Source organism: Prescottella soli, from assembly GCF_040024445.1.
Classification (GTDB): Bacteria; Actinomycetota; Actinomycetes; order Mycobacteriales; family Mycobacteriaceae; genus Prescottella; species Prescottella soli.
The window spans coordinates 354,931-367,460 of sequence record NZ_CP157276.1 but is presented as its reverse complement, the minus strand read 5'-3'; the positions used below and the strand labels follow the sequence as shown (position 1 = coordinate 367,460).

The window sequence follows — 12,530 nt, the reverse complement described above, 5'->3', positions numbered from 1 at the left end:
CGTCGTCAGGCGCGACCGCGTGTGCACACGTCTCGCTGATGCCGGATTTCCGCAGGTCAGGGCAACGTCCGCCTATTGTGCGGCACCCCCGAGTCGTGCCGCAAGCGAATACGTCGCGGTGGAGTCACCACTCGTACGGCACCTCGTCGGCGACGCCGAGGTCGTCGCACAGCCGCCGGATGGCGCTGCAGTCCTGCACCAGCTTGCGCCGACCGGCGTCGTGCGCCGCGTCCGCCACCAAGGCCTCACCGTCCCGGACACCTTCGGACGCCATGACCGCGTTCCACGTGGTGTAGTCGTTCGCCTCGAATGCCCGCAGCCCGGTGGCCAGCCCTGACAACAGGATCCGCCGGTCGTCGGGGCCCAGGCGCTCGTACACGATCTTCAGCAGCTCCCCGGCGATCGACGAGTGGCAGTACTCGTCGCGCCGGTGCAGCACCACGGTGGACCGGTTCACCGGCTGGAGGTTCTCGTCGTCGGTCATCAGTCCGAGGTAGGAGCTGATCGACGTCTCGGCCACGGTCGTGAACGCCAAACTGGCCAGCGCCGATTCGCGCGGGGTGTCGGCCTGCGCGACCGCCGCGTACTGCCCGCGCACGGTCGGCCCGTACGGCAGCCGGCGCTCCGGCAGATCCCACCCGCGCCGGCGCCGCGTCAGCGCGCTCGCGTTCAGGTGCATCAGCGTGTGGTACTGCTCGTCGACCATCGCCTGGAGCGTGGCGACGGTCAGCGTGTCGCCGAGCCCGGTGCCGAACGCGTCCTGCGAGAGCAGCCGGAATCCGGGATTGACGACGTACTGCTCGACGTCCATGACGTTCTTGTTGTAGGCGATCCATGCCCACGCCAGCACCCGGGCCCGGGTGGGCTCGTCGAGCCGGCGGAACCGGTCGTCGTCGTGGAAGGGGATCAACTGCGCGGGGTAGTCGTCCTTCTCGGCGTCGAACAGCGCGTCCAGGTCGGGCTCGGGGCGCTTGACGGTGGCCCGGCGCGGCCAGCTGCCCGCCAGCGCACTGATGATCGCGCTCTCCACCGGGTCGCCCGGATCGAACGGCGGCAGCGACGGCAGCCGCAGCAGGGACTCGTTCTCGGCGGCCTCGTCGCCGAACGGCGTGTGGGTCACGGTGGTCCTCCTTCCGGCGGTCGGTCCCGCAGCTGCTCGAACATCGCGGCGCACATCGCGCGATAGCCGGCCAGGCGGTCGCCGAGCGGGCGGACGGCCTCGGCCATGAGTTCGGCGAAGGCACGCTCGTCGCCGCACTCGACCGTCTCGGACAGCCGGGCCAGTCCTGCCGCCAACGCCTTTCGTGCCGCGGCCGCGTCCGGGTTGCCGGCCTGGATGTCGTGGTAGACGTCCGGGGCGCCCGCCCCGACCCGGGCCAGGAGCGCGAGCATCGTCGTGTGCGGCGGGGGAGCCGTCGCCGCCAGTTCGTCCGCGCCGACACCCGCGTCGGCCAACGCCAGCCCGAACGCGAGGACCGCGGCGTGCGTGAGCGCCTGCGTGGCCGCGGTGACGCGATCGTGTTCGGCGGCATCGAGGCGGACCACCCGTCCACCCCAGCCGGCCACCGCCCCGAGAAACCGGTCGACCGCAGGACCGTCGCTGTGGACCACCGCCGCCACCGGCCGACCGCTCACGCCCAGCCCGGGCGCGAACATCGGATTGATCCCCAGCGCCGGGCGGTCGGCCACACCCTCACGCAGCGTCCGATGGATCCGCGTCTTGACGGACAGGGTCTCGACCAGCAGCGCACCGCGCCGCATGGCGCCGTCGACCACGGGAACCGCGGCGACCGCCACGGCCTCGGGGACCGCGAGCACCACGACGTCCGCGTCCGCGAGGGCGGCGCGCATCGACTCCGAGGGGGCGGTGACGTCGGCGACCAGGGCCGTCCGAGCGCCGTCGGGGCGGACCCGGTCGATGACCGTCACGTCGTCGCCACCCGACCGCGCCAGGTCGGCCAGCATCGCACCGACTGCACCCGCACCACCGACGACCGCGACCCGCACGGCGCCCGTCTCAGCGCGCGTCGTCACCGATCACCGCCATCGGACGAATCATGTTCCGCGGCCTTGTCGTCGGCCTGGTCGTTCGAAGTCGCCGACAGGCAGCGGCGCATCGTGACGGCCTTGACCATCGTCTCCTCGAGCTCCTCGTCCGGATCCGACAACGCGACGATCGCGCCCCCGACACCGAACGTCACCCGGTCGTCCGTCGCGACCATCGTGCGGATGACGATCGAGAAGTCGGCGGTTCCGTTGATCGAGAAGTAGCCGATGGCACCGGAATACACGCCGCGCGGACCCTCCTCGAGTTTGTCGATGATCTCCATGGTCCGCAGCTTCGGTGCACCGGTCATCGAGCCCCCGGGGAACGCGGCGCGGACGCAGTCGACGCTCGAGACGTCGTCGCGCAGCGTGCCGCGCACCGTCGAGACCAACTGGTGCACCGGGGCGTACGTCTCCACGTCGAACAGCTTGGGGACGTGCACCGATCCGGGCGCGCAGACCCGGGACAGGTCGTTGCGCACCAGGTCGACGATCATCAGGTTCTCGGCGCGGTCCTTCTCGCTGTCGAGCAGGTCCTGGCGCAGCGCCGCGTCCTGCTCCGGGTGCGCGTGCCGCGGACGGGTGCCCTTGATCGGCTTGGACTCGACGACCCGGTCGGCACCGATCCGCAGGAACCGCTCCGGTGACGCGCTGAGCACCGACACACCGGAGAACTGCAGCAGCGCACTGTACGGGGTGGGGCTGATCTCCCGCAGCGTCTCGTAGCTCTGCAGCGGATCGATGACCCGGTCGACGGTCGCCGCGTTCGTCAGGCACACCTCGTACGACTCCCCGGACCGGATCTCGTCGAGACACTGACCGATGAGCGCGAGGTACTCCTCGTTGCTGTGACGGAGGCGCGGTTTGGTGTCTTCCTCGAGCTTGACCAGCGGGTGCGGGGGCGGCGCTTCGACGGCCTCGTCGAGCTCGCGGATCTCGGCCTCGATCCGCGTGAACCACTCCGGCACCCGCGGATCCTCCGGGTCCTCGCTCAGGGCCAGCAGGTAGCAGGCACCGCCGAGGTGGTCGATCACCACCGCGCGGTCGGCGAAGACGAAGGCGGCGTCCGCGGTGGGCGACGTGTGGACGAGTTGGCTGCCGGCATCGGCCTTGAGCTCGTACCCGAGATAGCCGACGTAGCCGAGGCCGAACGCGAACGGCAGGTCGGGTGCCGGCGGCACCGCCCGGTCGCGAAGCTGCTCGTCGATGTAGTCGAAGAACCGCTGGTGGACCTGTTCCACGGGTCGACCCGCGCGGTGGACGCAGACGGTCGTCTCCGCCACCCGGTAGGTGAGGTACTCGGCCAGGGGCCCGGAACAGTCACCCATCACCGAGAACCGCGATTCGGGTTCGATCGCGGCGCTGCCGTCGAGCCAGAAACTGCCCGAGCCGTTCGCGAAGAGCCGGCTGTAGACGGCCTGCGGATCCACCGCTCGATCCACCCGCCGGCTGTGAACGACGTATCTGGATGTGGCATCGCGGGAATCGTTCGGCGGCGCCGCCGTGGCGGCGCGCGTACTGCGCCGCGGGGATGCATGCCCACGCACCGGGGACAGGTCCCGGAAGTTCGCGAGCAGGTCGTGGCCGTGCTGGGTGCAGATCGACTCGGGGTGGAACTGCACGCCCCACAACGGATGTCGCCGATGTTTCGCGGCCATGATCAGCCCGTCGTCGGTCCACGCGTGGGCCTCGAGCTCGGGGGGAAGGTCCTCGACGATCAGGGAGTGGTACCGCACCGCCCGGAACGGCGACGGCAGGTCCGCGAAGATCCCGCGTCCCGAATGCCGGATCGACGAGAGCCGCCCGTGCATCGGCACCGGGGCCAGGCCCACGGTGCTGCCGAACAGGTGGCACAGCCCCTGATGCCCGAGGCACACCCCGAGCACCGGCACCTCGCGGTTCGCGATCGCGCGGGCACTGATCCCGAAGTCGCGCTTGCGGTCCGGTCGCCCCGGCCCGGGGGAGATGACGATGTTGTCGAAATCCTCGAGCGGCACGGCCGCCCAGTCGGCGTCGTTCTTCACCACGTGCGGCGGCACCCCGTTGACCTCCGACAACAGGCTGTACAGGTTGTAGGTGAACGAGTCGTAGTTGTCGATCAACAGTGTTCGGGTCGACATAGCGTCCTCAGCCCGTTGCGCGAGTGGGGTCGCCGTTCGACCCGATTACGTCGTCCTCGATCCGGCAGGTCTCCGCGATCATCACGTCGTACAGCCGACCCAGGAATTCCGGGGACAGCCCGTTCTCATGTGCGAACTGCTGGGCGCGGGCCTGCACGAGGCCCACGCGATGCGGCTGCATCATGGGGATTCGCTGACGTCGTTTGACCTCGCCGATCCGGACACACACGTCGATACGTGCGCGAATGTCCTCGAGTAGTCGCCCGTCGATAGCGTCGAGCTCCGCTCGCAGGCGCTCCAGACCCGGCTCGTCGGCCGCGATGGTGCCGGTCGGGTACTCGGTGGTGTCGGCTCTCGTGGAGCCGCTGGTGTCGTCCATGCGCCACCTCGCCTTACATCTGCTGGACCGGCGCGGTAGTTCCTCGAGTTCCTCGAATCCCTGCGAACCTTCGCGTCAGCCATGTCCGCCAAGCTGCATGCGTCCCCTTCATGATGTCACGGGTAGGTAGGCCTGGCGAATCTTCGAGTAATTTCGAAACCTCTCGAACCGGTGCCCGCCGAGTTGGGTGACGGACCGGTCACGACCGGTCCCGATCTGTCCGGATTCGCTTGCGCCACAGCCGATCGTGCGGTAATTGGGTGCGAATCCCCAGGCCCCACAGAGTGGTTCGCGCTTCTCGCCGGGAAACCCGGGAACGTCGCATAGGCTGAGTCGCCGTTCGGTCGAAACCGGCGTGGGCGCAAAGTCTCGCCCAGGTCGAAATGCGGGGTTCGGCAGGAACGCACGATTCATGAGGATTTACACCGAGGGGGATTCTGCATGCCGTCGAAACGGGTGTCGCCGTCACCGGCCCGGACGCGTAGTCGAGTAGGTAGAGCGATCATGGCGGCCGTCGTGGTCGGCGGTGCAGCCGTGCTGGCGCCGCCCACGACGGTATCCGCGGCGCCGCTGTACCCCGTTGCCGACCCGGACGGGTTCTACCGCCAACCCCCCGGTATGGCCTCGCGGGCACCGGGCGACGTGCTCGCGGTGCGCCGGATGCCACCGTTGCCGTTCTTCCCGAACACGGACGTGTGGCAGATCGCCTTCCGGTCCACGAATTCCCAGAACGCGCCGATCGCCGCCGTCACCACCGTCCTGGCACCGCAGAACCGGCAGCCGAACGGCCCGCTGCTGTCCTATCAGCACATCGTCAACGCACTCGGCACCCGCTGCGCACCGTCACGCGCGCTCTACACCAACGATCCCGACCTCGTCATCCGTGAAGCGCCGGCGCTCAACGTCGCGCTGATGCGCGGATGGACGGTCGCGCTGCCCGATCACCTCGGACCCGACAGCGCGTACGGGGCGGCCCGCCTCGGCGGGCAGATCACCCTCGACGGAATCCGGGCGGCGCAGCGGGTGCCCGGTCTGGCACTCGGGGCCAGCCCGGTGGCGATGGCCGGCTACTCCGGCGGCGGCATGGCCACCGCCTTCGCCGCGGCACTCGCGCCGGCGTACGCGCCGGAATTGAACATCGTCGGGGTCGCCGAGGGCGGGGTCCCGATGAACCTCGGCAAGATGGCGCACGCGCTCGGCACCGCGCCGCACCCGGCCTTCGGACTCGCGCTGGCGGCCGCTATCGGGCTCGAGCGGGAGTACCCGGACCAGCTGCCCATCGGCGACCAGCTCAACGGCCCCGGCGTCGCGATGCGCAACGCGGTCGCGAATGCGTGCACCAACCAGATCCTCGCGACCGGCGCCGGACACAGCGCCGGCGAGATCTCGACGAACACCGGCCTGCTCGACAGCCCGGCCGCGGACGCCGTGCTCGCCGACAACAGCGTGGAGGACTACCCAGGGGTACCGACCGCACCGGTCTTCGAGTGGCACAGCCCCACCGACGTGCTGATCCCGGTCGATTCGATCGACGCCACGGTTCGGCGGTACTGCCGTGCCGGTGCGACCGTCGAGTCGGAGCTGTTCCCCAGCCCCGACCACCTCACCACCGCGGTGCTGGGCGCGCCGCGGGCGCTGGACTATCTCGATGCACGGTTCCGCGGCGAGCCGGCACCGAGCAACTGCTGACCGTTTCGCTCCGGAAACGGGCCGGCGCCGCCACGGAGTTCCGTGGCGGCGCCGGCTGAAATCGGTGCGCGGTCGCTACGCGCCGCGACGCTTGGCCTTGAGCAGGTCCAGACGCTCCTTGAGCAGCTCCTCGAGCTCCTCGACCGAACGACGCTCGAGCAGCATGTCCCAGTGGGTGCGCGGCGGCTTGACCTTCTTCGCCTCGGGCGCGCTGCCCTCGAGGAGGGTGCCTTCGAGGCCGTTCTTGCACAGCCACGTGCCGGGGATCTCGGCGTCGTCCGCGAAGGGGACGTCGAACTCCTCGCCGTTGTCGCACCGGTACCGGGCGATGCGGCGGGGCGCCAGGTCGTGGTCGCGATCGGTCTCGTAGCTCACCGCTCCGAGTCGACTGCCTCGAAGTACGCGATCTGCCATGGTGTGTCCTCTCTTCGTTCGTCACCGCGCCAGTTCGCCTTTGGCGGCGCACCGAGCGTTCACAACCATCTACAACGTCCCGAAATCTCGAATCGTTCCCGAGATTCCTGTGGATGCGGCCGCATCATCTTACCGGGGTCGCCGCCGGCGGTCCGCAGTAAGGTGTTCGACCATGGCCGCAGCTCCCCGGAAACCCGTGTCGTGTGTGTGGTGCGGGCGCGAGGTCGCCGCGGTCGGGATCGGCCGCCGCCGCCGGTACTGCCGACAGTCGTGCCGCCAGCGGGCCTACGAGCAGCGCAGCGCGGTGAAGGGAACGTCGATCCCCGCCGACGCGGTGGTGCTCACCGCCGAGGAGGCCTCCGCGCTCTCGGATCGGATGTTCGAGCTGCGCTGCGCCGCGGAGGACGTCGCCACCGCGATCGCCGAGGACGCCGACCGCGCCGAGCTCACCCCGCTCGCGGAGCGGCTGGTCGCGATGGCGCGTGACGCCGAACGCTACCGCTGACCAACTCCGACGCGACGGCCGCGGCGGCCGCCGGGACGGCCCGGCGCACGGCCGGTGACAGCCCCACGCCGGCCCCCACGTCGACCCCCTCGACCGCGTAGAGCACCACCCGCTGCGGCCCGGCGCCGAGGACTCGCGCCAGCGCGAGGGCGGCGCCCACGTCCACGCCGTGGCCGCCCGGCGCCCCGCCGTGGCGCAGCCGCCGAGGTCCAGCCGGTGCATCCGGCCCGGGGCCGGGGGTGTGCGCAGCACCAGATCGACCACGACCGCCAGGCGCGCCCCGTCCCACGCGGTCAGCAGGTCGACGGTGTCGGCGACAGCCGCGACGCCGTCCGTCTCGGCATGGCCGCGGGGGCCGCCATGCTCACCACGCCGGGCACCCGGCCGTGCCGGCGCGAGGAAATCGAGAACCTCTACCACCGCCTCGCCGACGCCACTAGCGTGGACAGCGTCAGGGTGGAGACGACCGAGAGGCAGGGAACATGACCTCATCCGAGCACCATCCGCACGACCCGTCCGATCACCCGCACGTCCACGGCGAGAACTGCGGACACGAGAAGATCCAGCACGGCGACCACGTCGACTACCTCCACGACGGCCACCGGCACGCCGAGCACGAGGGCCATTACGACGAACACGGCGAGGCCGGCTGAACGTCGGTGGACGCGACCGCCGGGCAGCCGTACGCCGCCCTGCACGAGACGCATTCGGGGGTGGTGTTCCTCCTCGGCGACCGCGTGTACAAGGCGAAAAAACCGATCCGCACCGAGTTCCTCGACTTCCGCAGCCGTGACGCCCGGCGGGCGGTGTGCGCCCGCGAGGTGGAGCTGAACCGGCGCCTGGCACCCGACGTCTACCTGGGGGTCGTCGAACTGCCCGACCCCGACGCCGCGGCGGGCGAGCCGCTGGTGGTGATGCGCCGGATGCCCGAGGACGCCCGGCTGTCGACACTGGTGCGCGGCGGGGACGTCGGGGACGTCGGGGACCGGATCGACGCGATCGCCGACACGGTCGCGCACTTCCACGCCCGGGCGCTGCGCGGGCCGGACATCTCGGCGGAGGGCACGGCGGCCGCGGTCCGCCGACGGTGGTGCAACAACATTCGCGAAACCCGCGCGCTCGACCAGCACGTCCTCGACGACGACCGACTCGTCGCGCTCGAGCGGCGGGTGCTGCGGTACCTCGACGGCCGGGAGGCGCTGTTTGCCGAGCGCATATCGGCCGGGCGCATCGTCGACGGGCACGGCGACCTGCTGGCCGACGACATCTTCTGGCTGGGCGACGGCCCGCGCATCCTGGACTGCCTCGAGTTCGACGACCGACTCCGCTACCTCGATGCACTCGACGACATCGCTTGCCTGGCAATGGATCTCGAGTTCCTGGGCCGCCCCGACCTGGCCGGGCGGCTGTTCGACCGGCACGCGGCCACTGCCGGCGACCCGGCCCCGGGATCGCTGCGGCACCACTACGTCGCCTACCGGGCCTTCATGCGCGCGAAGGTCGACTGCGTCCGGCACCTGCAGGGCCGCGCCGAGTCGGCGCAGGACGCGCTGCGCCACACCGCCCTCGCCGAGGAACACCTCGCGCGCGGCGCCGTGCGGTTGGCGATCGTCGGCGGGCTGCCCGCCACCGGGAAGTCGACCGTCGCCCACGCCCTCGCCGCGGAGGTGGGCGCCGAGCTGGTGTCGAGCGACGCGATCCGGCGCGAGTTGTTCGCCGCCGAACGCGACACCGACCCGGACCCGGGGTTCGGCCGCGGCCGGTACTCGGCCGACGCCACCGCCCGGGTGTACGAGACGCTGCTGGACCGGGCTCGCCCGCACCTCGACCGGGGCGTCTCGGTCGTGCTGGACGCGTCCTGGACCGACGCCGACTGGCGCACCAGCGCCGGCGGGGTCGCCGCCGCCGCCCGCGCAGACCTGGTGCCGCTGCGGTGCGTCGCCCCGCCGGACGTCGCCGAACGTCGCCTGCGTGAACGCGCCGCCACCGGCCGCGCCCACGACTCCGAGGCCGCCCCCGACATCGCCCGGGCGATGGCCGCACGCGCGGACCCCTGGCCGGAGGCCACCGACATCGACACCCGCGGGCCGGTCGAGCGGACGATGGTCGCGGCGGCCGCCAGATGGGCATCTGCGCCGCAGAACTGACCCGATGTGTCGCGACGATCCTCCGAGTCGCGACCGGACGACCGTCAGCGCGGGTCGGTGGCGATCTGGAGGCGCGCGGCGAGCACCGCCGCCTGGGTGCGGCGCTCGACGCCCAGCTTGGCCAGCAGCCGCGACACGTAGTTCTTGACCGTCTTCTCCGCCAGGAACATCCGCGCCGCGATCTGCCGGTTGGTGAGCCCCTCGCCCAGCAGCGCGAGCAGGCGGCGTTCCTGCGCGGTGAGGTCCTCGGGCAGCGGAGCGCGGCGCCGGGCCCGACCGGGGGTCGGCGGGGGCGCGGGCAGCAGCGTGCCGCCGGCCCCGACCTCGCGCACCGCCTCCATCAGCTGCATGCCGCGGATGTCCTTGACGACGTAGCCCCTGGCGCCGGCGGCCGCAGCGTCCCGCAGCGCGCGCTCGTCGCGGAACGAGGTCACGATCAGGCAGCGCAGGTCCGGCATCCTGGTCCGCAGCTGCCGGCACACGTCGATGCCGCTGCCGTCGGGCAGGCGGACATCGAGCAACACCACATCCGGTCGAAGTGCGGGAATCCGGGCCAGCGCCTGGGAACGGGTCTCGGCCTGGCCGACCACCTGCATGTCGTCGTCGGAGTCGACGAGTTCGGCGAGGCCGCGGCGGACCACCTCGTGATCGTCCACGAGGAACACTGTCAGCATCTTCGGCACCTCCCGGGTGCGTATGAGCCGATCGTACGACGATCGGACCGCGCACACGCCGGCCTCGCCGGCGGGGTGACTTCCGGCCCTACCCGGCCGTGGCGGTCGCGGCGACGATGGGTGGCACTCGAGTGTGTGGAGGTCCCGCCGTGGACACAGTCGAGACGAGCGCGCCCGTCGTCGTCGGAATCGACGGTTCCGAATCGTCCTTCGCCGCTGTGAACTGGGCCGCCCGCGAGGCACGGCTCCACGGATGCCCGGTCCACCTCGTCGCCGCGCTCGGGGCACCCACCCCGTACGGCGACGGCATCCGGCTGCCACCGAGCTACTTCGCCGACCGCGACCGGGCGGTCCACGGGCACCTGGACCGGGCCGCCGCGATCGCCCGGACCGTCGAGAGCGCCGCGCCCGTCACCGAGATCTCCAGCGAGGTCCTCACCGGTCCGGCCCGCCCCGCCCTCATCGAGGCCTCCAAGTCCGCCCGCATGGTCGTCGTCGGCAGCCGTGGCCTCGGCCAGGTCACCGCCGCCCTCGCGGGCTCGGTGGCGGTGGCGCTCGCGGCACACGCGCACTGCCCGGTGGTCGTGATCCGCGAACCCGCCGCACAGGCCGCGGGCGTCGGGGAGATCGTCGTCGGAATCGACGGCACCGAGAACAGCCGCCCCGCCCTCTCGACCGCGCTCGAGGAGGCGTCGCTGCGCGGCGTCGGGTTGGTGGCGATGCACACGTGGTCGCCGTTCACCCTGTCCACGGTGTTCGACGACCAACTCGACCTGCCGTGGGACGAGGTCGAGGTGGCCGAGCAGGCCGTGCTCTCGGAAAGTCTCGCCGGGTGGGCCGAGCGCTACCCGGAGACGCCGGTGTCACGGATCGTGGTCCGCGGGAACTCGGCGGAGGAACTGTGCGAACGCGCAGCGTCTGCCGCGCTGCTGGTGGTCGGCACCCACGGCCGCGGCGGGTTCGCGGGCATGCTCGTCGGCTCGACCAGCACGGTGCTCCTGCACTCGGCGACGTGCCCGCTCATGATCGTCCGGTCGTGACGGGCCCGGCGGAGAGGACGCGTCGTGGACAGGCCGGAGGAGCAGATCTTCCTCCTCACCGGGGCATCGATCGCGGTGACCGACGCGATCGCCTACGCGTACACACGCCGGCGCCCGTGCGTGGTCCTGGGGGACACGACGGTCGCGGAACCCGAGGATGCCGCGGAACTGTAACCTGCAGACTCGAACTGGAGGTGCAGGGTGGGGAAGGTTCTGATCGGAGCTGTCGCGGCAGGGGCGATCGCCATCGGGGGTGTCGTCGTCGTGAGCGCTGCGACGGGCGCCTCCGAACCGGCAGGCGGTGATCGATCGACGAACGCGCCTGGTCCGAGTGTGATCTTGGAGGACCACGACTGGGAAATGGATCCCATCGTGGAGGGGCCGGAGCCGACGACCGACGAGGCATTCGCGCGCGACGCGCACGATCTGTCCGAGGACGGCCTACCACCGGCGGTCGGTGACCGACCTGCGTTCGCACAGCCCGGCCCCTGAGCCGCACCCCCCGGCGCCGCGCCGACGCGGCGGATCATTCCGTCCACACCTCGTCGACCGGACGCCGCCCGGTCAGCGGCAGCGTGCCTCCGGGACTCGCACCCAGACGCACGACGACCTGCGGGAAGCGGTGTCCCGCACCGCCCGCCGCGGCGGCGTCGCGCACGATGCGCCGGCTCGCCGCGACCTCGGTGAGATGGGTGACCGGGCACGTCGCCATGCCGCGCGCGGTGGCCGTGAGCAGGAGGTGTGAGAGGGCCTGGCCGCTGCGCAGCCAGTCGAGCCGGGTGTCGGCGTCGGTGCCGATCACCGCGAGCGCCGCCCGGTCCGGGCCCGACGTGGGCGACGTGAGGGTGCCGATCGGGAACTCCCGGCCGACCGAGACGGCGCCCTCGAGCGGGAGGGCCGTGTCGGGGATGCCCTCGGCGGCCGGCGCGTGCCCGGCCCACCAGTACAGCTCCGCGTGATACGCCGGGTCGTAGCGTCGGACCGACGCGCTGCAGCGGGCGGCCTCGGCCAGCCGTGACGGGCCGTCGTCCCCGAGCATCGTCAGCGACGCCGCGAACAGTTCCACCACGCCGTCGGCGAGCCCGCTCAGGTCCCGGGGCGGCGGCTCACCGAACGGGCGGCGGTCGGTGCGCCGCCGGTCGATCGCCCGACGCATCGCGACGATCGACTCCTCGGTCGCCGCGACCCGGCTCGCCGACCGCGGCGCGAACGTGATCGACGCCAGGTACATCGGATCGTCCGGGTCGGGCAGTCGCTCGACGACCGCGCCGACCTCGTACCGCGTCACCGCCACCTCGAAATGATGCAACGCGGTGCCGCAACTGATCACCATCTGGCGGCCCAACGGGTCCGCCACCGGCACCGCCCGCGCGGGGTCCGCATGCAACTGCAGCCCCCCGTCGACCATGCGCCAGCGCCACGGCTGGCTGTTGTGCAGCGACGGCGCCCGACACGCGGTCACGACCGCGGCACGGATCTCCTCGACTCCGGGACCGGCCACCATCCACCAAGTCTC

At 71.7% G+C, this 12,530-nt stretch carries 15 protein-coding genes; 8 read left to right on the top strand and 7 right to left on the bottom strand.

The features are described from left to right. Positions 1 to 124 precede the first annotated feature (124 nt). The 4 genes from ABI214_RS01820 to ABI214_RS01805 are packed head-to-tail and all read right to left on the bottom strand — an operon-like array spanning position 125 to position 4,545. Positions 125 to 1,120: an AurF N-oxygenase family protein gene (locus ABI214_RS01820; protein WP_348605560.1), complete on the bottom strand. Its 996-nt coding sequence runs from the start codon at positions 1,118 to 1,120 to the stop codon at positions 125 to 127. Further along, positions 1,117 to 2,034 (bottom strand): prephenate dehydrogenase dimerization domain-containing protein, encoded by a 918-nt coding sequence (locus tag ABI214_RS01815; protein WP_348605556.1) that lies wholly within the window; start codon positions 2,032 to 2,034, stop codon positions 1,117 to 1,119. Before ABI214_RS01815 ends, ABI214_RS01820 begins: the two co-directional genes overlap by 4 nt. Further along, complete coding sequence (pabB, locus tag ABI214_RS01810; RefSeq protein ID WP_348605553.1) at positions 2,031 to 4,166, bottom strand: aminodeoxychorismate synthase component I; 2,136 nt, start codon at positions 4,164 to 4,166, stop codon at positions 2,031 to 2,033. Before pabB ends, ABI214_RS01815 begins: the two co-directional genes overlap by 4 nt. A 7-nt stretch (positions 4,167 to 4,173) precedes the next feature. After that, positions 4,174 to 4,545: a chorismate mutase family protein gene (locus ABI214_RS01805; RefSeq protein WP_348605550.1), complete on the bottom strand. Its 372-nt coding sequence runs from the start codon at positions 4,543 to 4,545 to the stop codon at positions 4,174 to 4,176. A gap of 441 nt (positions 4,546 to 4,986) precedes the next feature. Between ABI214_RS01805 and ABI214_RS01800 the strand changes: the two genes are divergently transcribed. After that, complete coding sequence (locus tag ABI214_RS01800) at positions 4,987 to 6,234, top strand: lipase family protein (protein ID WP_431357154.1); 1,248 nt, start codon at positions 4,987 to 4,989, stop codon at positions 6,232 to 6,234. Between the two features lie 75 nt (positions 6,235 to 6,309). On the opposite strand, the gene ABI214_RS01795 is transcribed toward ABI214_RS01800, so the two are convergent. Next, positions 6,310 to 6,648, bottom strand: a complete 339-nt coding sequence (locus tag ABI214_RS01795; RefSeq protein ID WP_127916791.1) for an RNA polymerase-binding protein RbpA — start codon at positions 6,646 to 6,648, stop codon at positions 6,310 to 6,312. A gap of 172 nt (positions 6,649 to 6,820) precedes the next feature. Here ABI214_RS01795 and ABI214_RS01790 point away from each other — a divergent pair, with 172 nt between their 5' ends. The 4 genes from ABI214_RS01790 (at position 6,821) to ABI214_RS01775 (ending at position 9,300) form a co-directional block, all read left to right on the top strand. After that, positions 6,821 to 7,153 (top strand): hypothetical protein, encoded by a 333-nt coding sequence (locus tag ABI214_RS01790; protein ID WP_348605538.1) that lies wholly within the window; start codon positions 6,821 to 6,823, stop codon positions 7,151 to 7,153. Between the two features lie 216 nt (positions 7,154 to 7,369). Then, a complete protein-coding gene (locus ABI214_RS01785) occupies positions 7,370 to 7,639 on the top strand; it encodes a hypothetical protein (RefSeq protein ID WP_348605535.1) in 270 nt (89 codons plus the stop codon). Further along, on the top strand, positions 7,636 to 7,806 hold the full coding sequence (locus ABI214_RS01780; RefSeq protein ID WP_127916783.1) for a zinc transporter permease: 171 nt from the start codon (positions 7,636 to 7,638) through the stop codon (positions 7,804 to 7,806). The genes ABI214_RS01785 and ABI214_RS01780 overlap by 4 nt, the downstream gene beginning before the upstream one ends. A 6-nt stretch (positions 7,807 to 7,812) precedes the next feature. Beyond that, positions 7,813 to 9,300 carry an AAA family ATPase gene (locus ABI214_RS01775; protein WP_348605530.1) on the top strand — a complete coding sequence of 496 codons (1,488 nt, stop codon included), beginning with the start codon at positions 7,813 to 7,815 and terminating at the stop codon, positions 9,298 to 9,300. 44 nt (positions 9,301 to 9,344) lie between these two features. On the opposite strand, the gene ABI214_RS01770 is transcribed toward ABI214_RS01775, so the two are convergent. Further along, positions 9,345 to 9,974 (bottom strand): response regulator transcription factor, encoded by a 630-nt coding sequence (locus ABI214_RS01770; RefSeq protein ID WP_348605527.1) that lies wholly within the window; start codon positions 9,972 to 9,974, stop codon positions 9,345 to 9,347. A 149-nt stretch (positions 9,975 to 10,123) separates the two neighbouring features. On the opposite strand from ABI214_RS01770, the gene ABI214_RS01765 reads away from it, so the two are divergent. The 3 genes from ABI214_RS01765 to ABI214_RS01755 are packed head-to-tail and all read left to right on the top strand — an operon-like array spanning position 10,124 to position 11,506. Then, positions 10,124 to 11,014, top strand: a complete 891-nt coding sequence (locus ABI214_RS01765) for a universal stress protein (RefSeq protein WP_348605525.1) — start codon at positions 10,124 to 10,126, stop codon at positions 11,012 to 11,014. Positions 11,015 to 11,038: 24 nt separating this feature from the next. Next, positions 11,039 to 11,188: a hypothetical protein gene (locus tag ABI214_RS01760; protein WP_348605523.1), complete on the top strand. Its 150-nt coding sequence runs from the start codon at positions 11,039 to 11,041 to the stop codon at positions 11,186 to 11,188. A 27-nt stretch (positions 11,189 to 11,215) separates the two neighbouring features. After that, positions 11,216 to 11,506 carry a hypothetical protein gene (locus ABI214_RS01755; protein WP_348605520.1) on the top strand — a complete coding sequence of 97 codons (291 nt, stop codon included), beginning with the start codon at positions 11,216 to 11,218 and terminating at the stop codon, positions 11,504 to 11,506. 34 nt (positions 11,507 to 11,540) lie between these two features. Here ABI214_RS01755 and ABI214_RS01750 read toward each other — a convergent pair whose 3' ends face one another. Next, entirely contained in the window at positions 11,541 to 12,518 is a 978-nt protein-coding gene (locus ABI214_RS01750) for an Acg family FMN-binding oxidoreductase (RefSeq protein WP_348605516.1), read from the bottom strand. Between the last annotated feature and the right edge of the window lie 12 nt (positions 12,519 to 12,530).

What these genes read in the sequence shown, in the direction of transcription:
- pabB (WP_348605553.1), bottom strand. Translation starts at nt 4,166, where the DNA reads ATGTCGACCCGAACACTGTTGATCGACAACTACGACTCGTTCACCTAC.
- ABI214_RS01805 (WP_348605550.1), bottom strand. Translation starts at nt 4,545, where the DNA reads ATGGACGACACCAGCGGCTCCACGAGAGCCGACACCACCGAGTACCCG.
- ABI214_RS01800 (WP_431357154.1), top strand. Translation starts at nt 4,987, where the DNA reads ATGCCGTCGAAACGGGTGTCGCCGTCACCGGCCCGGACGCGTAGTCGA.
- ABI214_RS01795 (WP_127916791.1), bottom strand. Translation starts at nt 6,648, where the DNA reads ATGGCAGATCGCGTACTTCGAGGCAGTCGACTCGGAGCGGTGAGCTAC.
- ABI214_RS01790 (WP_348605538.1), top strand. Translation starts at nt 6,821, where the DNA reads ATGGCCGCAGCTCCCCGGAAACCCGTGTCGTGTGTGTGGTGCGGGCGC.
- ABI214_RS01780 (WP_127916783.1), top strand. Translation starts at nt 7,636, where the DNA reads ATGACCTCATCCGAGCACCATCCGCACGACCCGTCCGATCACCCGCAC.
- ABI214_RS01770 (WP_348605527.1), bottom strand. Translation starts at nt 9,974, where the DNA reads ATGCTGACAGTGTTCCTCGTGGACGATCACGAGGTGGTCCGCCGCGGC.
- ABI214_RS01750 (WP_348605516.1), bottom strand. Translation starts at nt 12,518, where the DNA reads ATGGTGGCCGGTCCCGGAGTCGAGGAGATCCGTGCCGCGGTCGTGACC.